Source organism: Vreelandella gomseomensis, from assembly GCF_031451645.1.
Lineage (GTDB): Bacteria > Pseudomonadota > Gammaproteobacteria > Pseudomonadales > Halomonadaceae > Vreelandella > Vreelandella gomseomensis.
The window spans coordinates 102,078-124,704 of the sequence record NZ_JARWAI010000010.1; the positions used below are offsets into that span (position 1 = coordinate 102,078).

General features: G+C 54.4%; 14 protein-coding genes. 11 read left to right on the forward strand and 3 right to left on the reverse strand.

All coding sequences use genetic code 11. The features are described from left to right. Positions 1–132: 132 nt before the first annotated feature. The gene (locus tag QC815_RS13745) at positions 133–570 is read right to left on the reverse strand and encodes a PAS domain S-box protein (protein ID WP_230447427.1); all 438 of its coding nucleotides are present in this window, start codon (positions 568–570) and stop codon (positions 133–135) included. 169 nt (positions 571–739) lie between these two features. Continuing rightward, positions 740–2,053 (reverse strand): MFS transporter, encoded by a 1,314-nt coding sequence (locus QC815_RS13750; protein WP_310540358.1) that lies wholly within the window; start codon positions 2,051–2,053, stop codon positions 740–742. 134 nt (positions 2,054–2,187) lie between these two features. Between QC815_RS13750 and QC815_RS13755 the strand changes: the two genes are divergently transcribed. The 9 genes from QC815_RS13755 (at position 2,188) to QC815_RS13795 (ending at position 18,349) form a co-directional block, all read left to right on the forward strand. Then, positions 2,188–2,457, forward strand: coding sequence for an Rdx family protein (locus QC815_RS13755; protein WP_230447429.1), 270 nt, complete (start codon positions 2,188–2,190; stop codon positions 2,455–2,457). Continuing rightward, the gene (locus QC815_RS13760; protein WP_230447430.1) at positions 2,454–3,320 is read left to right on the forward strand and encodes a DMT family transporter; all 867 of its coding nucleotides are present in this window, start codon (positions 2,454–2,456) and stop codon (positions 3,318–3,320) included. Before QC815_RS13755 ends, QC815_RS13760 begins: the two co-directional genes overlap by 4 nt. A 366-nt stretch (positions 3,321–3,686) precedes the next feature. Continuing rightward, positions 3,687–6,035, forward strand: coding sequence for a UDP-forming cellulose synthase catalytic subunit (gene bcsA / locus QC815_RS13765; protein WP_310540361.1), 2,349 nt, complete (start codon positions 3,687–3,689; stop codon positions 6,033–6,035). Positions 6,036–6,745: 710 nt separating this feature from the next. Next, the gene (locus tag QC815_RS13770; protein WP_230447432.1) at positions 6,746–7,294 is read left to right on the forward strand and encodes a hypothetical protein; all 549 of its coding nucleotides are present in this window, start codon (positions 6,746–6,748) and stop codon (positions 7,292–7,294) included. Beyond that, positions 7,291–8,073 (forward strand): cellulose biosynthesis protein BcsQ, encoded by a 783-nt coding sequence (bcsQ, locus tag QC815_RS13775; RefSeq protein ID WP_310540363.1) that lies wholly within the window; start codon positions 7,291–7,293, stop codon positions 8,071–8,073. The genes QC815_RS13770 and bcsQ overlap by 4 nt, the downstream gene beginning before the upstream one ends. A gap of 1 nt (position 8,074) precedes the next feature. Then, positions 8,075–12,631, forward strand: coding sequence for a UDP-forming cellulose synthase catalytic subunit (bcsA, locus tag QC815_RS13780; protein WP_310540365.1), 4,557 nt, complete (start codon positions 8,075–8,077; stop codon positions 12,629–12,631). Positions 12,632–12,655: 24 nt separating this feature from the next. Next, positions 12,656–16,819 carry a cellulose biosynthesis protein BcsC gene (locus QC815_RS13785; protein ID WP_310540367.1) on the forward strand — a complete coding sequence of 1,388 codons (4,164 nt, stop codon included), beginning with the start codon at positions 12,656–12,658 and terminating at the stop codon, positions 16,817–16,819. After that, entirely contained in the window at positions 16,812–17,294 is a 483-nt protein-coding gene (bcsD, locus tag QC815_RS13790; protein ID WP_230447436.1) for a cellulose biosynthesis protein BcsD, read from the forward strand. The genes QC815_RS13785 and bcsD overlap by 8 nt, the downstream gene beginning before the upstream one ends. Positions 17,295–17,323: 29 nt before the next feature. Then, positions 17,324–18,349, forward strand: a complete 1,026-nt coding sequence (locus tag QC815_RS13795; protein ID WP_230447437.1) for a family 8 glycosyl hydrolase — start codon at positions 17,324–17,326, stop codon at positions 18,347–18,349. 104 nt (positions 18,350–18,453) lie between these two features. On the opposite strand, the gene QC815_RS13800 is transcribed toward QC815_RS13795, so the two are convergent. Beyond that, positions 18,454–19,125 (reverse strand): arylesterase, encoded by a 672-nt coding sequence (locus QC815_RS13800; protein ID WP_310540371.1) that lies wholly within the window; start codon positions 19,123–19,125, stop codon positions 18,454–18,456. Between QC815_RS13800 and QC815_RS13805 the strand changes: the two genes are divergently transcribed. Together QC815_RS13805 and QC815_RS13810 are read left to right on the forward strand one after the other, a co-directional pair. Beyond that, a complete protein-coding gene (locus tag QC815_RS13805; RefSeq protein ID WP_230447438.1) occupies positions 19,124–19,909 on the forward strand; it encodes an ABC transporter ATP-binding protein in 786 nt (261 codons plus the stop codon). The genes QC815_RS13800 and QC815_RS13805 overlap by 2 nt on opposite strands. Then, positions 19,906–22,476: an ABC transporter permease gene (locus QC815_RS13810; protein ID WP_310540373.1), complete on the forward strand. Its 2,571-nt coding sequence runs from the start codon at positions 19,906–19,908 to the stop codon at positions 22,474–22,476. Before QC815_RS13805 ends, QC815_RS13810 begins: the two co-directional genes overlap by 4 nt. The last annotated feature ends 151 nt before the right edge of the window (positions 22,477–22,627 follow it).

A 22,627-nucleotide genomic window follows, 5' to 3' on the forward strand; every position in this document is an offset into this window, starting at 1 on the left:
CTGGCAGGCAGGGTGCAAGGAAGCACCTGACGCTGTGTCAGCGCCTTGTCGCTATATAACGGCGCTTGGGTCGAAGTTCAAGTATTACGGCCGTTTTTTCGTTTTATGATGTCAAGCGCCGGCCAGGGTGCGTTACTCGGCGTTCTCGCGCTGGCCCTGCAAGGCCGCCAGCGCCTGTTGGGCCTCCACCCGCTCGGTGACGTCCTTCTGCACGCCGATGTAGTACATCAGGTGATCGTCTTCATCGAACACCGGGGTAATCGAGAGCTCGTTCCAGAACATGGTGCCGTCCTTGCGGTAGTTGCGCAGGACTTGCCTGGAGGGAAGGCCATCACTCAGCGCCTCGCGAATCGCGTTCAGCGGAGCCTGGTCGCGATCCTCGTTCTGCAGGAAGCGACAGTCCCGATACAGAATTTCATCGGCGCTGTAGCCCGTCAGGCGCTCAAAGCCTTTGTTGACGTATATCAGGATGTTTTCATCGCCTTCCTGCTCAGCAACTACAATGCCGTCTTCGGAGGCGTCAACCATGCGTTCGAGCAACGCCGGGCTGATCAAGGGAGATCGTTTCATCAAGGGGTCCTGTTGCAGCTCCAAACCTATCGCGGGCCGTGATCATGTTGATGGTCACGAAGCTTATGCGTCCGGGCGATATAAATTATTATGGTAGCAAAAACGCGCTTAACAATTGCCACCTACCTACCATCATGGCGAGCGTTGCCGAGCATTGCAATCGTGAGCGTTACTCAACCTCAGGTAATCGCTTTGCAGAGGCCATGGCGGCAACCGCCGTGGCGGACAACACCAGCAGCAGCGCTGCGCTGCCCAGCCACTGTGCCAGCAGGCCGATAACCCCGCCCACCACCAGCATTAGTACGCCCGTCAAGGTGTTCGATAGCGCCACATACAGCGCGCGATTGTCCTGGCTGGCCATATCCACCAGATAGGTTTTACGCCCTAGACGCACCCCGTGGTGAACAATGACCAGCAGCGCATAGACCGCCGCGTAGGGCCATATCTGCTCGGAAACGCCGGCGGGCAGCCAGGTAACGCCGGCGCCCATCAAGCAGCACAGCGCCGTCCCCACGGCGGCATCGCGCATTACCCCGCGGCTTGATTGGTCGGCGCGCTTGCCCCATACCGGGCTTGCGACCATGGCGGCGACCCCCGAGACCACGACCAGCAGGCCCAGGCCGCTCAGCTCGGTACCGCTTTGCTGCTGGCCAAGCAGCGCCAGGTAGGGCAGTGCCAATGCGCTTGATAGCAGCAGCGCCCGCGACAGGTTGAAGTGCAGAAAGGTGCGGTCTTCCTTGAGCAGCGAAAGCCCCTGTTTGATGCTGTCCCAGGCGTTTTCGCCGCCTTCCACGGCGCCGGGGGTCTCCTCAATGCGCGCGGCGCAGAGGCCGTTCACTGCCCAGCCGAGTGCGGCGAGGCCTAGCAGGGCCGCGAGGGTCAGGCTACCGCGCGAATCGTCGAGCAGCATCAATACCGCACCCGCCGCCAGGGTCGCGCCTCCGGCAATGCTGCCGCTCCAGCCCATCAGGGTGCCCCGGCGGCGCTTGGCAATGGTCTTGCCCATCACGTCCTTGGTGGCAATGGAGGAAAGCCCGCGGGCAAGCGAGAGCATCACCAGCACCAGCAAGACCAGGCCGCCGCCCAGGCTGCCACTGCCCCATAGCGCCAGGCACGCAAGCAGCAGCGCGGCAATCGCCTGCAGGCAGGCGCCGGTCACCCACACCCATTTGCGCTGGGGCTTGAGGCGAATGAAGCCGGCGACAAAAATCTGCGGCAGCAGCGCGCCGGACTCGCGAATGGGCACCAGAAACCCCACCATCCATACCGGCGCGCCGATGAGGCCCATCAGCCAGGGTAGCACCAGCCGGGCGCTGGATAGCTCGTCGGCCAGTTTGTTACCCAGCGCCGCCCATAAATGGAGCATGAAATTGCGCGGCTGTTCACGGCAGGCGCTATCCGGAATGTCGTCGCACATCCGGCTGTCTTCATCGCCGGTAAGCCATTCGTAAATTCGCGATTCCGCAATATCGTGTCTAGCCATGTGAGCTCCTTGGCGATAGTGTCCTTGGCGATCATTTTGACGCGCCCGGTGATCCAGTACACTCTTGAGGAATGTCGTCAGACATATACATTATTGATCAAGGATAATGGCCAGTCAGGCCCGGGAGCTCAAGGATGTCGCGCGTTCAAATTCGTTATTGCACTCAATGCCAGTGGCTGCTACGGAGCGCCTGGTACGCGCAGGAACTGCTCTCTACCTTTGGCGAGGCGCTCAATGAAGTGGCGCTTTCCCCCGCTCACGGCGGTACCTTTGAAATCTGGTGCGATGAGCACTTGCTGTGGGAGCGCAAGCGTGACGGTGGCTTTCCCGACATCAAGGTGCTCAAGCAACAGGTACGCAACCATGTCGAGCCTTCCCGCGACCTGGGGCACACCGACCGATGAACCAAGATCGTCGAGCGATTCTCTATGGCCTGGGGGCGGTGGCCCTTTGGTCCACCGTTGCCACCGCCTTCAAGGTGGCGCTGGCCTGGATGTCGCCTCTGGAGCTCATGTGGCTGGCATCGCTGGTGTCCTGGGCGCTGATGGGCGCCATCGTGGTCTATCAAGGCCACGCCAGAGTGGCGCTGAGCAAAGGCTGGAAGACCGCCGCCTGGGCCGGTCTGATGAACCCGGTGGGCTATTACCTGGTACTGTTTGCCGCCTATGACCGGCTGCCCGGCCAGGAGGCCATGGCGCTCAACTACACCTGGGCGCTGGCCATGGCGTTTCTGGCGGTGCCATTGCTTGGCCACCGCCTGACCCGCACGGATGTGGCCGCCGGGCTGGTCGCCTACTCGGGCGTATGGGTGATAGCCACCCGTGGCGATGTGTTCAACGTCAATTTTGCCGACCCTCTCGGCGTGGTTTTTGCCCTGGCGTCCACGCTGCTATGGGCGCTTTACTGGCTGCTCAACGCCCGCGACAAGCGCCCGCCGCTGGTCGGCCAGTGGCAGAACTTTACCGTCGGCCTGCCGGTACTCACGCTGCTGCTGTTAGGGGGCCCTGGCTTTCAATGGCACAGCGGCCCGGCACTGCTGGCCGGTATCTACGTCGGGCTGTTCGAGATGGGAATCGCGTTCATCCTGTGGCAGCTGGCGGTACACAAGGTCTCGCGCACCGCCAAGGTGTCGAACCTGATCTTTCTGTCGCCGCCGGTGTCATTAGTTTTATTGGCGTTGGTAGTGGGTGAAGCAATACGAGCTTCAACATTGGCCGGGCTCGTATTAATACTTGTTGGCTTGGCGTTGCAACAGCGTCGCAAGTGATTGTTTTTTTCGTCACCTATTGAATGATGAGTGCAGGTCATATAAAAAGTATTAAAAAATTAGGGTCACAGTACTTTTCAGAGGAGAAGACAAAGAGTGCCCAATGAGATTTCCCGTGTGAAGTGATATCACCTTTTCCTTGCACAGGCGTCTTTAAAGGCTATGCAAATAGCAATAACGCAGGGCTATGGAAAACTAGTCGTATACACACCGAGATGACGCTGTAACCTGGGTAATGGTAAGCAGCTTCTATTTGTATGCGTTAATCTTTAATGATCAATTTTTTGGAGTAGATTTTGAATAGCCTGGTGATAGTAGAACGAAGCGTGGATGCTTGCTTTAGTATTCAAGGAGGAAGTGTGTAGCATGGAGAAGTCTTTATATAAGTGCTGGGTCGCTTTATTTGTTCTTTTCTATAGTATCGTCTTCACCTTAGTCATTACAACACCTATGAGTTTAGAAAATCAATGGGTGTTTGGTGGTATGACAGCTTTTCTGCTTATATGTATGGGTAAAACGGGCTCCAGACGTTTTCGTCTTGCTATGGTACTTTTGACGGCTATTACGTCTACCAGGTACATGTATTGGCGTGTCACGGAAACACTCGTTACAGAAGGGTTTGTAGAGGCCGTATTGAGCTTAGGTTTGTTAGCGGCTGAATGCTATGCCTGGCTCGTACTAATTATCAGTTTCTTTCAAACCGGAAGGCTTCTAGAAAGAAAAATCGTTCCGTTACCTGACGAGACATCTGAATGGCCGACGGTTGATGTCTATATTCCCACTTATAATGAAGGGATGGAGGTTGTCAGGGATAGTTTGCTGGCAGCTCAAAATCTGGACTATCCAAGTAACAAGTTAAATATTTATCTGTTAGACGATGGGAAAAGACCAGAGTTTGGTGCTTTTGCCTCTAAGGCAGGTGTGGGCTATATCACGCGTGATAATAACGAGCATGCCAAAGCGGGTAACTTGAATAACGCTCTCAAGGTTACGAGCGGCGAGCTGATTTGTATATTTGATTGTGACCACATCACAACAAGAGCTTTTTTACAAGCAACGGTAGGTGCTTTTTTAGACGACGAAAACTTGGCGCTGATTCAGACGCCACATCATTTTTATTCGCCTGATCCTTTTGAGCGCAACCTGGCCAGTGGTCGCGATATACCGCATGAAGGCAACCTTTTTTACGGCGCAATTCAAAAAGGCAACGATTATTGGAATGCCACTTTTTTCTGCGGCTCATGTGCGGTAATACGTCGTTCCGCTTTGCACGATACGGGCGGGTTTGCCGTTGAGACGGTTACTGAGGATGCACATACGGCCTTGAAACTTCAGCGGAAAGGGTGGTCAACTGCGTATTTGGGCATACCCTTGGCGGCTGGTTTGGCAACCGAGCGCCTATCACTGCACATTGTTCAGCGCGCACGTTGGGCGAGGGGGATGACGCAAATAATGCGTAGGGATAATCCCTTGCTTGGCGCTGGCCTGACACTTGCTCAGCGGTTATGTTATCTGAACGCCTTGCTCCATTTTCAGTTCCCTCTAGCGCGTTTTGTGTTTTTGACAGCGCCGTTAGCTTATTTATTATTTGGCTTGAATATAATCGAAGCCTCTCCCCAGGCTATTGCAGCGTATGTGTTGCCACACTTGTTTGGAGTGGTTTACACCAACGCAAAATTAGTCGGCCGTTACCGCTATACGTTCTGGAACGAGATTTACGAAACGGTGTTAACCTTCCATCTGTTAAAGCCAACGTTGGTGACACTGTTTGATCCCAAGCGTGGGAAGTTTGATGTGACCGATAAAGGGGGTGTTTTAGCCCATAGTTTTTTTGATTTTAATGCTTTGCGACCGCATCTTTTTGTATTAGTGCTGCTGTTAGCTGGGGTTATATGGAGTACGTTTCGGCTTGTTTGGTGGAATTCGGGTGATGAACAGCTGAGCGTTCTGCTGTTTAACGTTATTTGGGCATCGTTCAGCGCGCTTTTCCTTCTGGCGGCGGTCGCCGTAGGGAGTGAACAAAAACAGGTAAGGGAGTATGTGCGAATTGATCTGGAGGTTCCTGCGGTTATTCATCTTGAAGGTGAATATACATTAATGACATCCACCCAAAACCTATCTATGGGTGGTGTTCAACTTGAAACACCTCCAGGTCTGCCTAGTGATGCTTATATAGAATATATAGAAATGTCGTTTGATAATAGGCCAATGCTTTTTCCTGTCGAAATGGTTATGCAAGATAAGAACCATACACGGCTGAAATTTCATGATTTGCATGTAAACCAGAGACGCGAGCTAGTTAAGCTGGTGATGGGAAGAGCCGATTCCTGGCTAGAAAAAGGAGAGGTGCACCAAGACAAACCGATTCGTTCGATTATCACCGTTATTCGAGCAGTGGCAGGTTTGTTTTTCAAACGTTGGAAGGAGCACACACTTTTCAGTGGTGGTGCGGGTGGCGGCCAAAAGAGCCGAGCAATGGCCAGCAATGGCATTACCAGTGGAGCGGTAGCGACGACATCAAAAAGTACGTGGGCTTGGAGAGCACTCCTGGTTGCTTTGATTGTGTTAGGTATTATTTCAAGCCAACGGGCGTGGAGCCTAACACCCGGTGAAGGGCGCTTACCTCTCGATAACCAGATATTACAAAGCGTGAACAAAGAATGCAGCGCTACCGATGCGACAGACAACGATGTCGTGAAAGACGCCGCAACATAACCAAGGCACGGAATAAGCGCCGTGTCCGCCTGATAAGTGGCTACCCAAAAGCATTGCCAGCGCACGTTATTGGCGTATGTGGTATCCAATAAGTACTACGGTGTCTTACCGTTTTAACGGCAATGCCAGGTCTTTGCGTGCTATGGGCTGACATCTTTGCAACAGCATCTTGGCCCACTGGATGGCGCAGGTAAGAGCGCATTGAACCGCCATGCTGATCGAGGTTTACGCCAGCTTTGGCTGGCGACTCCCCTGATTCAATCCGTTGAGGAAACGCTCCAAGTCAAAGGCATTGCTCGTCACTTTAAATGAGGTCGAAGGGAACGGGTGTCAGACCAACACCACGCCTTCGCGACAGTGCCGACCTTCAGTAATGATGACTCCCGCACGCTTTAACCCTGTGAAGTGGGAAGAGACGTCATCTGGCTGAAGATGACGGCCTAAGCGTGATGATTGGATCGCATGCCTCGTGCGTTTTGGCTAGGTCTTGCAACAGTATTGCGAGGGTATGTGTACTTTTGTGTACTAGTATTGCCCAACGTATATTTTTTTTTCATCACCCCTTGAATGATAGCCGTAAGTCATATAAAAGTATTAAAAATATAAGGGTGACGGTATTCACTCAGCTCCAAGGAAAAGGAACGTTCAACGCGACTGACCGTGTAATGACCGTCATCATAGCCGTTACCTTTGGGGTCAGAGTGTTGATTATGCAAAAAGATACCGATATAGAGGCGTTAAAAGGGCAGGCGGATCGAGAATTCGAGTATAGACAGTTTGAAAAGGGGGCGAGAACCAGCAGTAACAAGAGTCGTTGGAAGCTACTTGAGGGTGTCACAAACTGGTCACCTGGTTTGAAGTCGACACCTCGGCATCGTACGGCTATCAAAGATGAGTCCAGGCTTGATGGCGATGGCCGGGAATCACCTGGACAAGCGACGCAAGTAACTCAGCATGAAATGGGTGTGCCGCCATTGCTGGCGGAAGCGCCTGTTCCAAAGCATGATCTCTTCAAGGCAACGTCTCCCTTGCCGGATACCTCTGCCGAAGAAGCACCCGTTCACCGAATGAATGAACAGCAACAGGCGCCAGAAGGTGCTAATGATGGTCATCATTTGCCTCCGTCGAGTTCATCAACCAAAGCAGCATCAGCTCAGTCTTTCGGAGGTCTGTTCAAAGATTACGCCGATGATGGTCAAGATACCAAAAGTGCCCGTAATACTCCTTTAAAAGATTTACTAAGGCAAATTGACTCATGACTTTGATTTGTATGACATCGCCTAAAGGTGGGGTTGGTAAGACAACGCTAACAGCTAATTTAGCGTACACATTTCAACGCCAGGGTAAGCATGTCACCGTAATTGATTTTGATAGCCAAGATGCTCTTAAGCTACACTTTGGCTTTTCATTTGATGACACCGAAGGCTTTGTGGCTGAAGGTCAACAGCTTTCGTCTTGGGAAAATCTCGTTATACAGACTCATAATGGTATTAACGTGCTGCCTTATGGAAGGGCCAGTCGCGAAGACCGGTTGGCTTTTGAGAACTATTTAAAGACTCCGGGAAAGCTGGAAGAAGCGCTTTTTCCTTTTTATCAAGGAGAAAACAATGTGCTGCTTGTTGACTTGCCTCCAGGGCATTCGGGAGCATTGGACGCTCTCTCAAGACTGAATCCCATATTTCTTACTATATTAATGGCAGATGGTTCGTCGTTGGCAGTGCTGCCAACCATAGAGAATGGTGATTTCTTTCCTGTGGAAGTAGAGGATAATATCTATTTCGTCATCAATCAGCTTGATATGCGTCAGCGCCTAAGTATCGATGTATATGACTTGTTAAGAAGCCGGTTAGGGCCGTTATTGCTAGGTTCTATACATCGGGATGCTGCTGTACCCGAGGCGCTGGCAGCGCAAACATCCATCTTTCAACATGCGTACTCATCTTCTGTTATCAATGATCTTGAGCAAATAGTAGATAACCTGGCAAGGGTAACACTGAGTACGAATGCTCGCTTTAGCAGTCAAGGAAGGGGCATTTAGTATGCAAGGTCTTTTATATAAATGCTGGGTTGGCTTTTTTTTACTATTATACAGTATTGTTTTTATCGTGGTGATGTCGACCCCCATGGGGTTGGCAAACCAATGGGTATTTGGCGGTGTGACTGTTCTATTGCTTATATGCATGGGGCAAACCACATCCAGGCGTGTACGTCTGGCCATGGTGCTGTTGACGGCCATTACTTCAACTCGGTACATGTACTGGCGTGTTACAGAGACTCTCGTTACAGACGGTATTGCAGAGACAGTTCTGAGCACAGGCTTGTTGGCAGCTGAGTGCTATGCCTGGCTCGTTCTAATTATCAGTTTCTTTCAAGTCGGACGGCTTCTGGAAAGGAAAATCGTTCCGCTACCTGACGATACCTCTGGATGGCCCACAGTTGACGTCTATATTCCAACGTACAATGAAGGTATGGAGGTTGTCAGGGATAGCGTCCTAGCGGCTCAAAACCTGGACTACCCCAGTGACAAGTTAAATATTTATCTGTTAGACGATGGAAAAAGACCAGAGTTTGGTGCTTTTGCCTCCAGAGCAGGCGTGGGCTATATCACGCGTGATAATAACGAGCATGCCAAAGCGGGTAACTTGAATAACGCTCTCAAGGTTACGAACGGCGAGCTGATTTGTATATTTGACTGTGATCACATCACAACAAGAGCTTTTTTACAAGCAACGGTAGGTGCCTTTTTAGATGACGAAAACTTGGCGTTGATTCAGACACCACACCATTTCTATTCGCCTGATCCTTTTGAGCGTAATCTAGTCAGTGGTCGCGACATACCGCATGAAGGCAACCTCTTTTACGGTGCGGTTCAAAAGGGCAACGATTATTGGAATGCCACTTTTTTCTGCGGCTCATGTGCGGTAATACGCCGATCTGCGTTGGAACAAACGGATGGGTTTGCCGTTGAGACGGTTACTGAAGATGCTCATACAGCCTTGAAGCTTCAACGTAAAGGCTGGTCAACTGCTTATCTGGGTATACCCTTGGCGGCTGGCTTGGCGACCGAGCGCCTATCACTGCACATTGTTCAGCGAGCGCGTTGGGCAAGGGGGATGACGCAGATAATGCGTAGGGATAATCCCTTGCTTGGCGTTGGCCTCACATTTGCGCAGCGATTGTGTTATCTGAACGCCATGCTCCATTTCCAGTTCCCTCTAGCACGTTTTGTTTTTTTGACAGCACCTTTAGCGTACTTGCTGTTCGGCCTGGATATCATTGAAGCCTCTCCCGAGGCTGTTGCAGCGTATGTGCTGCCGCACTTGTTTGGAGTGGTTTACACCAATGCTAAATTGGTGGGCCAGTATCGTTATACGTTCTGGAACGAGATTTACGAGACGGTGCTGACTTTTCACCTGCTAAAGCCAACGCTGGTGACACTGTTTGATCCCAAGCGAGGGAAGTTCGATGTAACAGATAAAGGGGGGGTTTTAGATCATAGCTTTTTTGATTTTAATGTATTAAGGCCCCATCTCTTCGTATTGGTGCTGTTGCTGGCAGGCGTTATATGGGGCACATTTCGGCTTTTTTGGTGGAATTCGGGTGATGAACAGCTAAGTGTTCTGCTATTTAACGTTATTTGGGCATCGTTCAGCGCGCTTTTCCTTCTGGCGGCAGTTGCCGTAGGGAGTGAACAAAAACAGGTAAGGGAATATGTGCGAATTGACCTGGAGTTTCCTGCGGTTATTCATCTCGAGGGTGAGTATACATTACTGACGTCTACTCAAAATCTATCCATGGGAGGGATCCAAGTGGAAGCGCCTTCAGGCCTGCCTGATGATGCTGATATAGAATATATAGAAATGTCTTTCGATAACAAGCCGATGCTCTTCCCTGTTGAGTTGATTATGCAAGATAAAGATCACATACGCCTGAAATTTTATGATCTGGACGTAAACCAGAGACGCGAGCTCGTAAAGCTGGTGATGGGAAGAGCCGACTCCTGGTTAGAAAAAGGCGAGACACACCAGGACAAGCCGATTCGTTCGATTATTACCGTCGTGCGAGCAGTGGCAGGCTTGTTTTTCAAGCGTTGGAAGGAGCGTGCACTTTTTAGTGGCGGGAATGGTGGTGGTCAAAAGAGCCGAGCAATGGCCAGCAATGGCAATGCTAGCGGAGCGATAACGACGACATCAAAAAGTACGTGGGCCTGGAGAGCGTTCCTGGTCGCTTTGATTGTGCTAGGCATCATTTCAAGCCAGCGGGCATGGAGCCAAACAGTTGATGAAAATAGCGTACCTCCGACTAGCCAAGTACTCCAAGGTGTTGATGCAGAGGATGACCCTCTTCAAGACCAGGAAAATGAACTTCCAAGTTCTTTTCTCTCCAATGCTCTGCCATCAGTCGGTTTGGATGCAGAGGGTGAGCTGGACTTTGGTAATGCCGTTTCGCCTGGACTAGAGTCGCGCGAGCACGTATTTCCATTGCAGCACTCAATGCATGAAAACGGGGGAGGAGAGAATCCCGTAAGAATTCAGGGTAATGGTTCTCAAGTAGGTCTGGATTTTTCAATCAGTAGCAGCGAAGTAGTAACAGATGCAACATTGAACCTGGAAATACAGTATTCCGATGCCATGCTCGAAGGGGTTAGCCGGTTAGACATCGTTCTAAATGGTGTCATTATCGATACAATTCAACTAGATCGTTTCAACGCAGAAGGCTATGTTGCCGAGATCGAGGTGCCGCCTGAACAGATAGTGACATATAACACATTGCTTTTGAGCGTTAACGGGCAAACGTTATCTCAATGTAATAATGTGCTCAGTGAAGATATCTGGGTAGAGGTAAATCCTGACTCTTCGTTAAATGTGAGTACACAGGTGTTGCCGCCTATTGTCGACTTGTCCAGGTTCCCTGCACCGTTTTTTGATGATGCTGCTATGGAACGACTCAGCTTGCCGTTTGTATTACCGGATGAACCTTCAGAACCCTTGCTGGCTGCCGCTGGAATAGTGGCTTCACAGTTTGCCGTGTTCTCGAGTTTTCGTGGTGCGGATTTTCCTGTTCATCATGATCAGCTACCCAACAGTCATGCGGTGGTAATGGGAACCAGACAAGAGATGCCGTTGGGGGTGCTGCTTCCCGAGACTATTTCGGGTCCTACCATACTTCAGTTACAACATCCCGATGATCCGCTATATCGGCTGCTGGTATTGACAGGGCGAAACGATCAGGAAGTGAGAACAGCGGCACGTTATTTGACACAAAGGCATGAAAGCTTCAGCGGTCAAAGCATAAAGGCTGAGAATATACCTGTAGAGCCCCGCCAAGCCTTTGATGCGCCCAAATGGCAATCATTGGATGAGCCGATTTATCTTGAAAGTCTTGTAAATAATGAAGATATGATGCGGGGAGAAGGCGTGAGGCCTGCTCCACAGCGCTATAGTTTTCGTCTGCCACCCTTGTTTGTCTGGGCCGGTGACGACGTGGGTTTACAGGTCAATTATCGTTTTCCACAGGGTGAGTGGCTGGATATTGACGAATCTCGTCTCGAAGTAAGTCTGAACGAGCAGTACCTTGATGGTTTGCCTGTCGAGAAAGATTCGATAGCGTGGGATATATGGAAACTGTTAGGTAATGATATTCGCCAGGAAGAAGCCGTTTTGCAAATTCCGCAAGAGCAACTTTATGGCAATAACCAGTTGACTTTCTACTTTAATATGGGGGTTCATCTGCCTGAAGAAGGTTGCGATCTTGGTCTGCCTGAAGAGATTGAGACGCGAATCTTGCCTCAATCCCATATCGATTTGCGCGAGGCTCATAAATTCGCTGCCTTGCCTGAACTTTCCTATTGGGTCAGCGCTGGCTACCCCTTTACTCAGTGGGCTGATCTCTCTCAAACGTCGCTACTAGTGCCTGAAGTACCGCAAGAAAGTGAAATCAGTGCGGCACTGGGGATGGTGGGGCGAATGGCAAATGCGGCAGGTTATCCCAGCTATGGCCTCGATATTAGAAAGGGGCTTGATTTAAGCGGTTCATTGGCAAATCGCGACCTCTTGGTTGTCGCGCTGTCAGACAGTATCGAACAGAGTTCGTTGAATGGCCTGATGGATCCTTTTGCCATTGAAGGTGAAACGGTGAGCATTGAGCCCTCTAATCTGTGGCAGAAAATTAAAATGTGGGCGAAAGCTGATTTATCGACCGATACGGAAAGGGCGAGGAACGAGCTGACCGCACAGGCGCCTCAGCAGGCACTCATGGCCACCCGCTCACCACTCAACGATAGCCGCAGCATGATTGTAGCCACCGGGTTCAGTGATAATGCTATTAGGCAATTTACGAGCGTTATTGACCAGCCCGAGATCAGCAACCAGGCCGTAGGGGATCTGGTAACCATTGATGAAAACGATGTTGAGTCCTACCGAGTCGCGGAGCAACGAATTCGAGGCGACATTAGCTGGAATCGCTTAGTCCGTTGGTACGCCGGTCAGTACATTATTCCCATATTGCTGCTGATGGCCGTCGTGGTCTTGCTAACGGCTCTTGTGCTGCATGGCACATTGAATCGTCGTGAAAAACAGCGCATTCACAGTAAGTGATGCAAGAAGGGACGGGGAACCTACATGCAAAATTTTTTCAATACGCTTGCACCGGCAACATATAAAAAAAGAGTTTTGATCGGTGCACTGGCATGCAGCTTGCCGGGCGGTATGGCACTTGCCCAGGAAAATACGTCGAGTGCGTTAAGCGCACTGCTGAACCAAGCCGATTATTGGCAAGAAAATCAGCGTCCCGATCTTGCCAGAGAAGCCCTGGAACGCTATCTCGATGGGCGTCCCGATCACCCGGAGGTGCTCTACCGGTTAGCAAGACATGCGCTGATGAATGATGATATTGCTGAAGCGCAGGAATGGATCAACCGCCTTGAGCAGCTCGATGGCAATGATCCACGTCTTGTGGATTTAAGGCGGTTAGAGAGAGGGAAAAACATCGACAGTAATCAACTGTCGCGTGCCAGGCAGTTGGCTCAAAACGGGCAGTATAAGGAAGCGGCCCGAATATATAGCGACCTTTTCAATGGTGATATGCCCTCCCGATCGCTTGCCGTTGAATACTATCAAACGTTAGCGGGCACTAGCGATGCAGGCTGGCGCGAGGCTCGTGACGGACTGCAGGAATTCAATGACGATTATCCTGATGACCAAGAGCTAGCCCTAGCATTAAGCGAAGTATTGACGTACCGGGAAGGCACCCGTCGCCAGGGTATCAAACAGCTGGCAACCCTGTCCCGATCCAACAATGATAGCGTGGCTGAAGAGGCCCGGGATGCCTGGAGGCAAGCGCTCCTGTGGCTCAGTGCCACGCCTGCAGATGAACAGCTTTATGCTGCATATCTGGATGAGTTTCCTGAAGATACTTCCGTTGAAGAGCGCTATGAAACGTCGACAACCGAAACTCGTCGGGGGACAGGTTATAGCGCCATGGCATCGAATGATTTAAGCGATGCGGAAGAGGCGTTTCAAGACGCATTGGAAGAAGATCCCGATGATGCAGAAGCAAAAGCAGGGTTAGGGATACTGCGTCTTCGCCAGCAACGTTTCAACGAAGCACGTAATTTACTTGAAGAGGCGATTGACGAAGCGCCGGAACAACGTGATGAGTGGATGCCCGCTTTTCAAAGTGCTTCCTTTTATGCTCGCTTGTCGGAAGCTCGCCGGCTGGCTGATGCCGATAACCTTGAGCGCGCGCTATCCACGGTTCGTCCATTGACTCAGCAAGGTGGGGCGTCCGGTCGCTCCGCAAGACTGCTTGAAGCCGATATCTTAAAGCGGCAACGTCGTTTAGATGCCGCAGAAAAAGCCTATCGTCGTATTCTTAACGACTGGGACAATAATGCAGATGCACGGTTAGGGCTAGCCCAGGTCCTGGCAGAAAAAGGAAATTGGCGTGAAGCGCAGCAGGTTGCTCAAAGCTTGCCCAGTAACATGCGTGATCAATTAAGTGGTTTGGCATCCAGCCAAGTGAATGAGCTGCGCAGGCGTGCCGAAAGCGGTGATGCGTTTGATGCGGAGACAGCTCTGCGTCAGGCCATCGAGCTATCTCCCCGGGATCCGTGGGCACGACTGGATTTAGCCCGCTTGCTTGAAGCTCAAGGCCGAGAGGAAGAGGCTCAAGCAACGATCTCAGCGCTTGACCGCCCTGATGCAACCCCTGAGCAGCGATATGCGTATGCGCTTTACTCCTCGGAGAACGACCAATGGGCTGAAACTCAGCGCGCCCTGTCCAGCATTTCGACAGACGAAATGACGAATCCGATGCGTGAATTACGCCAGCAGGCTGCTCTTCAGCAACCGCTTCAAGAGGCCCTTGAGCAACTGGCAAGAGGTAACCGCAGAGCGGCGTTCGGAACACTGGATAGACTCTATGCAGACAATCCTGATTTGAGTCCGCGCCAAGTCGGTCAAGTGGCAAGCATGCTGAACGAGGCAGGAGAAACGCAAGAAGCGGCTCGTTGGGTTGATAGGGACTTGGCGCAAGGCCTCAACCCTGAATATGCCAGCGCTTATTTGAATCACGCACTGGTTCTGGCTCGGCATGGACGACCCGGTGAAGCTAACCAGCTGTTAGAGCGGGTAAGACAGCAGGACAATAGCCTGCTGCCCCAGGATGAACTTGAGCGTGTCGAAAATGGCATTGCCGTCATAGATGCAGATCGCTTGCGTCGCAATGGACAGTTGGCCAGTGCTTACGATGCTGTTGCAACGCCACTGCGTGAACAGCCAGATAATGAAGAGCTGCTATTGGCAATGGGCAGAATATACGCAGACGGAGAACGTTATTCCCAGGCCGAGCAAATATACACCTACGCATTGACTCGTCATCCGGACAGTGGCCCCGCATTGCAGGGAGCTGTACAGACGTCGTTGGCGTCAGGTCGTCCGCAAAAAGCCCAGCAATTACTTGATCGCTACCAGCAAGGTTCGGATACGCCTGAAATGTTGCTCCTGAAGGCGCGGGTTGCCCGGAGTAATGGCGATTCCAGCCGGGCACTGGCTCTGTTGTCAAAGGCACGCCAATCGCTGGGAGGCAGTGGAGGACGCACACTGGCATTATCGTCCTCGAATCCATTTACCAACAGTTCGCAGAATGACCAGTCCGGCAGTAATGACCGGCCGACCTGGCTACCGGGAGGCAGCGACCGACCTGTCGCTAGCAGCAGCGAAAGGGAGATGGCGAGAGCGCCCAGTGTAAGAGAACAGATTGACAGTTTGGCGCGCGAAATTCGCTACGAACGTGCACCCCGTCTAGGTGGAGAATTTGCTTTCAATTTCCGTGACGGTGAGAGCGGGTTGAGTGAGCAGAACCGGGTTGAAGCACCGGTCAGCTTCTCTGCAACGCCATTTGGAGAGGGCCGTTTTGATGTCACCGTGACACCGACGAGTGTCGATGCGGGTACGCCCACCGGGAATAGCGTTCAACGCTTTGGTCGCAGTGCGCTCGCCGAGAGTGCGGGCACTCTGGATCAATCGCTTAACGGGCTGACCCCGATTCTGGATGAGATCGAGTCATCCGTGACGAGTTTTTTTGATGCCCAGAACCGCTTGGAGACCGCTCAGGATAATCCTGACATCCCTGAGTCTGAAATAGATCGGCTTACCGCTGAGCTTGAAGAAGCTGAATCCAACTACAACTCAGCGCTGGATCGAAACCCTGTTTACGAAGCAGGTTTAAGAATCGCGGATTTGACCCAGGCGCAGCGTGATGTGTTCGCGGACTACCTTGGCGAGCAAGGCGTCGACTTTGATGCGCTGGCGCTAGATGGTACGTCTGCAGAAAGTTTCGCGAACAGCCGCGAGGTTATTGAGTCCTCGCTATCTGATATCCAATCTCGCCTGCAAAGCGCAGCCCAGGCTGCCCGACCTGGCAGTCAGCGTGAATCCGGGGCGGCATTGGCAATGGGCTATGAATATGGCGATGTCGACGTTGATATTGGTAGCACCCCGTTGGGCTTCGATGAAACGAATATCGTCGGTGGCATTAACTGGACACCCAATATCACCGAAAACACATCGCTTTCATTTACTGCCGAGAGAAGGGCCGTTAAAGACAGCTTGCTGTCGTATGCAGGTGCTCATGATGCACAGACCGGCGATAGCTGGGGGGGCGTGGTGCGCACCGGTGGACGACTGGGTATCAACTATGACACGCCCAGTGGTGGCGTCTATGCAAATGCAGGCGCCTATGAATATACGGGTAACAATGTAGCCGATAATACCGCCTACGACGTATCACTTGGTGGCTATGCACGTCCAATCAACAGCGAAAAGCGTGAGCTGCAAACTGGTATCAATGTGTCGGCCATGGCCTACGATCAAGATCTAAGTCACTTTACCTACGGTCACGGCGGGTACTTCAGCCCTCAAGATTACGTCAGCGTCTCATTCCCTATACGTTACCAGGAGAATGTAAGCGACGATTTATCATGGGCTGCTCAGGTATCGCCTGGCTATCAGAGCTACAGCACGGACGATATTGATTACTTCCCGACTGATCCATCATCGCAAGCGTTGCTGGATGTGTTCTCGACGCTGATTGCTGGGAGCGAGTCGCGTTACTCGGGGGAAAGCGTGAGTGGTGCAGGCGTTTCAGCGTCAGGGGAGGTGGAATACAACATGACACCTGAGCTTTCTATGGGAGGCCGGGTAGGCTTCAATAGCTTCGGTGACTATGAGGATGTATCCGCCGGAATGTTCATCAATTATACCTTTGGAGGTGGTAGTGACTAACACTAACGTTAATACGGCAACCTATCTTTCTTATTACACTGAACGTCACTGTAGCCCGCAGTGGAATCGCTTCCTGGCGTTGGTATTCGATGAATTGATGACCCAAACGGATCGCGAAGGGGCATCGGGTTTTTTGCGACACATAGGCAGCCGGCTGGCTGCCGAATGGCCGCTAGGAGAGTATGAAACGCTCGAAGCCCTGGAGCTTTCAATCAATGGTGCACTCAACCAGTTGGATTGGGGATGGGTCAGCATACGTCCAGAAGGTAATCATCTGTCCATCCAGCACGTTGCCTTTCCTGTTCCAGGAACGACAGAGCACACCCTGGATAAAGCCTTTCAGGCTATGTCAGCCGTGCTGGAAGGCTTGTATACGACATGGATCAACGAGCAAGGCGGTAGCGGAAAAACACCGTTGCGGTGTGTTGATACAAACGTCACACTACGCTCAATGACCTTTCATTACGGTCAGTGACGATGATGACTATTTGAGGATATACGCCGATGAAGATGATACCGCTAAGCGCCATGACGGTTCTTGCATCCCTGATGGTTGGCAGCGGTATCAATACCGCCAACGCGGAAGAAACATCCATGGATGACGCTTGGTCGGCGTATGTCAGTCGTTTCGTGGCGGAAGAAGGGCGGGTCATCGACACCGGTAATAACAATATCAGCCACTCTGAGGGTCAGGGTTGGGGAATGATGCTGGCCCAGCATTACGGTGATCAACGAACGTTCAAGCAACTTTGGCGGTGGACTCGCCGGGAACTGGGGCGTCAAGACGTATCGCTATTTTCTTGGCGATATGACCCGAATGAAACGCCACCCGTGCGGGATAACAACAACGCGGCGGACGGTGATCTCTTCATCGCCTGGGCATTACATTTGGCGGGTCAGCGCTGGGAAAATCGCAACTACACCAATGCGTCAAACAGCATAAGGCGTGCTATCGCGGATGAACTGGTCGTTGATCTGGCAGATTATACGGTGCTCCTGCCAGGGCTCGAAGGCTTTAAGCATAGCGACAATGTGGATATTAACTTGTCGTACTGGTTTGTGCCCGCCATGCAGGATTTTGCGGACATAGCGCCGGAAGAGCCATGGGAAGCGTTGATCAATGATGGCGTGAAACTTCTCGATGAAACCACGTTCGGGCAATACCGTCTTCCAACTGACTGGGTAACGTTGACCGATGACGGTGCTGTTTCTCCTGCAGATGAATGGGAACCACGCTTCAGCTTTGATGCCGTTCGAATTCCGCTTTATTTCGCTTGGGGACAACGTGATGAAGCGGCCAGCATTGGCAGCATCATGGCGTTTTGGAACGACCCTTCAAACCAGCCCGCTTCTGCCTGGATTGATGTCCAATCCGATGAACGTGCTGACTACCCCATTTCGCGCGGGGTGAAAGCCATACGTGCGTATGTAAACAACGAAACGCTGCCGGATCCTGTGCCAACAGAAGATGATGACTACTTCTCCGCCACCCTGCTGCTGCTGGCTCATATGGCAAATGATATGCAGTAAGCGCTCCGGCATGACGCGTATGAACAGGGCAAGCATCAACGGATGACACGGGTGGTCTCGTTGTTATGGAGACCACCATTGTGAATATCCTGACGCCCTGACACCTAATTGGGCAGCAGAGTATCGTAAAGCGCCTCCCATACCGTATCCAATATGATCGGCTGCGCCTCGGCGGTGGGGTGGATGCCGTCGTCCTGCATCAGGTTGTCCTCGGTGGCGACGCCTTCCAGCAAGAAGGGCACTAGCGCCACATCGTATTCATCGGCAAGCGCGTGATAAACGTTAGTAAACGCCTCGCGGTAAGCCTCGCCGTAATTGGGGGGAATATCGATCCCCAGCAGTAACACTTCGGCATCGGCGGCCTGGCTGGCCTCGATCATACTCGCCAGGTTGCGTTGCATCTGTTGCGGCGGCAAGCCGCGCAACCCGTCGTTGCCGCCAAGCTCCAGCAGAACGATATCCGGCGCGTGCTGTCTCAGCAGGTCGTCTATCCGTTGCGCCCCGCCCGAGGTGGTTTCTCCGCTGATGCTGGCGTTGACCACCGTCGCGTCATCCGGCAGGCGTGCTTCCAGCAGGGCGACCCAGCCTGCTTCACGTTCGATGTTATACGCCGCACTCAGGCTGTCGCCCATCACCAACAGGGTCGGCGCCGAGCCTGTGTCGGGGTCATCGGACGCAGCGTTGACTGGCGAGGCGGCGGTGGCTATCAGCACCCCCAGCCACAGGGTTAGTATGCAGTAATGTTTTCGCCATGCCACAAGGATGCCATGCTTCATGTCTTACTCCTCATCAGACTCACCTGAACCGACCGCGAATGCGGGCCGGCAACGCGTACTCCATGCGGAAAACCTCACCAAACGCGTTACCAGCGGCGAGCGTACGCTGACCATCTTACACGACCTATCGTTGAGCGTGGCAGCCGGAGAAAGCGTGGCGATTCTGGGCAAGAGCGGCGCGGGTAAATCGACCCTGCTCGGCCTGCTCGCGGGCCTGGACACTCCCAGCGACGGCGAGCTGAGCCTGTTCGGCCATCCGCTCAGCCGGCTGGATGAAGACGGCCGTGCCTCGTTGCGCGCCGGCCGGGTGGGCTTCGTGTTCCAGAACTTCCAGCTGCTGCCGACGCTCAGCGCGCTGGAAAACGTGCTGCTGCCGCTGGAGCTATCGCCCCGCGCAGGCGAGACCGACACCGCCGCCCAGTGGTTGGGCCGCGTGGGCCTGGGCGAACGCCAGGGCCACCTGCCCAAACAGCTCTCTGGCGGCGAGCAGCAGCGCGTGGCCATCGCCCGCGCCTTTGTGTCCGACCCCGAGCTGGTGTTCGCCGACGAGCCCACCGGCAACCTCGACCCGGACACCGGCGCGCAGATCATCGACCTGCTGTTCAGCCTCAATCACGAGGCGGGCACCACCCTGATTCTGGTCACTCACGACCACGCTCTGGCGCGCCGCTGCGATCGCTGCCTGCGCCTTATCGATGGTCACCTGGCGGCCTTCGACCCGCATACGCTGGCCAGCGATACCTTGGTCGATGATTCGACGACCGACGAAGAGGCCCGTCCATGAGCCACCTCAACGCGCGCCTGGCCATGCGCAGCTTGAAGCGTGATCTACGCGCCGCCGACGTGCGGGCGCTGTTTGTCGCGCTGATGCTCGCCGTGGCCGCCTCGACCATGATCGCGTTCTTCCTCGACCGGCTGGAGCGCGGCCTGGAGCGCCAGGCCAGCCAGATGCTGGGCGGCGACGTAGTGCTGGAGCAGCGCGACCCGTTCGGCGACGACCTGCGCGCCGAGCTGGAAAACGCCGGCTTCACGCTAAGCGACCAGGTGGATCTGGTCTCGATGATCAGCCGGGGCGATCGCTTCCAGCCCGCCAGCCTGAAAGCGGTGGACGACGTGTACCCGCATTACGGTAGCTCGCGGGTTGACCTGGGCGAGGGTACCCAGCAAGTCGCTTCCGGTCCGTCTCCCGGCGAGGCCTGGGCCGACCCGCGCCTGGCGCAACTGATCGACATCGAGATCGGCGACCGCGTACAGGTCGGCCAGACCGAGCTGACCATCAGCGGCATCATCGAGCGCGAGGCCGACCAGTCCGGCGGCTTCGGCAGCTTCAACCCACGCCTGATGCTTAACACCGCCGACCTGGACGCCACCGGGCTAGTCCAGGAAGGCTCCCGGGTCGAGTTTGAAATCCTCGCCGCCGGCTCGCCAGAGGCGCTGGCCAACGTACAGGGGCTGCTGAATGAGCTGCGCCGCGAAGGCGTGGAAGTCAGCGACGTGCGCGTCGACCGCCCGCAGCTGGGCAACGCCCTGGAGCGTGCGGAAAGCTACCTCGGCATCGCCGGCTTGGCCGCCGTGCTGCTGGCCGGGGTGGCGGTGGCCATGTCGACCCGACGTTACGTCGAGCGTCACCTGGATACCGCCGCGCTGCTGCGCTGCTTCGGCGCCAGTCAACGCCAGCTGGTGGTCATCTTCTCGCTGCAGCTGCTCGGCCTCGCGCTGGTGGCCTCACTCATTGGAGCGCTCCTGGGGCTCGCGGGGCAGGCGCTGTTACTGTGGCTGCTGGCCAGCTTCCTGCCCATGACGCTGCCGCCTCCGGGCATCATGCCGCTCGGCCTTGGCGTGCTTACCGCGCTGGCGGTGCTGGTCGGTTTTGCCGGGCCGACGCTTCTGCGCATCAAGCGCGTCAGCGCCCTAAAAGTGCTGCGCCGCGAGCTGGACCCGCTGCCGCCCTCGGCGTGGCTGGTGGTCAGCGTGGCCAGTCTGGTGTTCGGCGGCCTGCTGTGGCTTTACTCTGGCAGCCTGCCGCTTGCGGCGGCTTTACTTGTCGGCGGGGCGGCGCTGCTCGGCGTGCTGTGGGGTGTCAGCGCGCTGCTGCTCAACGGCGTGCTGCGCGGCGTGCAGTCGCTGTCCGGCAAGGGGCCCTGGTTCCAGGCGCTGCGCCTGGGCGGCCGCCAGCTGGCACGTCGTCGCCAGGCGGGCCTCGGCCAGCTCATGGCCTTCTCGGTGACCTTCTTCGCCATGGCAATGATCGTGCTGGTACGCGGCGATCTGCTCAACACCTGGCAGGACCAGCTGCCCGCCGACACGCCCAACTACTTTGCCATCAACATCCAGCCCAGCGAGCGCGACGACTTTGAAGACGCCATCGGCCCGAGTGCCGAAGCGCAAAGCGCGCTGTACCCCATGGTGCGTGGCCGGGTGATCGCCATCAATGACCAGGACCCGCGCCAGGCCGTGCCCCCTGACGCCCGCGGCGATAACTCCCTGCGCCGCGAGCTCAACCTCACCTGGCAGGCCGAGGTGCCGGAAGGCAACGAGATCGTTGCCGGGGAATGGTTTGCAAGCGAAGAGGAGGGCGAAGCACAACAGCAGGGCTGGATGAGTGAAGTCGACGCTACCGCCCAGGCCGCGCCGGTGCCCATCTCCGTGGAAGACGGCCTGGCCGAGCGCCTGGGGCTGACCCTTGGCGACCGGATGACCTTTGCCGTGGGCAGCGACGAGATCACCACCGAGATCACCAGCCTGCGAAGCCTCAACTGGGATACCTTTCGGCCCAACTTCTTCGTGATCTTCCCGCCGGGGGTGCTGGAAGCGTTTGGCCACAGCTATATCACCGCCTTCTACTTACCGGAGGAGGAGCAAAGCCTGGTCAATCAGCTGGTGCGCGACTTCCCCGGCGTGTCGTTGCTCAACGTCGAGGCGATTCTCGGCCAGGTGCGCGACGTACTGGCCCAGGTAACCCGAGCGGTGGAACTGGTGCTGATACTGGTGCTGCTCGCCGGGGTGAGCGTGCTCTACGCCGCACTCACCGCCAGCCGCCCGGTGCGCGCCCACGAAAGCGGCCTGCTGCGCGTGTTCGGAGCAGGGCAGACGATGATCTCGCGGGTACAGGGCGCCGAATTTGCGCTGCTCGGCTTCGCCAGCGGGCTGCTCGGCGCGGCTCTGGCCGAGCTCGCCACCGCCGTGCTGTACCTCTACCTGCTCGATCTAGCGCCCCGGCCGCATCCGGAGCTATGGCTGGCCCTCCCGATCGGCGGCGCACTGCTGATCGGCGTCATCGGCCACGGCCTCTCCCGCAGCCTACGCCAACAAGCCCCTGCGGCGAGTTTAGGATTATTGGGAGAAGCGTGATGATTATCCTGACCGCTCAACGAGTCGAGTTTTGATGGGGGGCAGGCGTATCACGGTTCTTCAAGGGTGCTGGCTAGCTTCTGACTGAAGACAAGGTCGAGGTATGAGTGTAAAGAGAAATATGTAACTATTATTGGCGGGTACTCTGATA

Coding starts and splice junctions, on each gene's coding strand:
- QC815_RS13745 (WP_230447427.1), bottom strand. CDS start 570: ATGAAACGATCTCCCTTGATCAGCCCGGCGTTGCTCGAACGCATGGTT.
- QC815_RS13750 (WP_310540358.1), bottom strand. CDS start 2,053: ATGGCTAGACACGATATTGCGGAATCGCGAATTTACGAATGGCTTACC.
- QC815_RS13755 (WP_230447429.1), top strand. CDS start 2,188: ATGTCGCGCGTTCAAATTCGTTATTGCACTCAATGCCAGTGGCTGCTA.
- QC815_RS13760 (WP_230447430.1), top strand. CDS start 2,454: ATGAACCAAGATCGTCGAGCGATTCTCTATGGCCTGGGGGCGGTGGCC.
- bcsA (WP_310540361.1), top strand. CDS start 3,687: ATGGAGAAGTCTTTATATAAGTGCTGGGTCGCTTTATTTGTTCTTTTC.
- QC815_RS13770 (WP_230447432.1), top strand. CDS start 6,746: ATGCAAAAAGATACCGATATAGAGGCGTTAAAAGGGCAGGCGGATCGA.
- bcsQ (WP_310540363.1), top strand. CDS start 7,291: ATGACTTTGATTTGTATGACATCGCCTAAAGGTGGGGTTGGTAAGACA.
- bcsA (WP_310540365.1), top strand. CDS start 8,075: ATGCAAGGTCTTTTATATAAATGCTGGGTTGGCTTTTTTTTACTATTA.
- QC815_RS13785 (WP_310540367.1), top strand. CDS start 12,656: ATGCAAAATTTTTTCAATACGCTTGCACCGGCAACATATAAAAAAAGA.
- QC815_RS13795 (WP_230447437.1), top strand. CDS start 17,324: ATGAAGATGATACCGCTAAGCGCCATGACGGTTCTTGCATCCCTGATG.
- QC815_RS13805 (WP_230447438.1), top strand. CDS start 19,124: ATGTCTTACTCCTCATCAGACTCACCTGAACCGACCGCGAATGCGGGC.
- QC815_RS13800 (WP_310540371.1), bottom strand. CDS start 19,125: ATGAAGCATGGCATCCTTGTGGCATGGCGAAAACATTACTGCATACTA.
- QC815_RS13810 (WP_310540373.1), top strand. CDS start 19,906: ATGAGCCACCTCAACGCGCGCCTGGCCATGCGCAGCTTGAAGCGTGAT.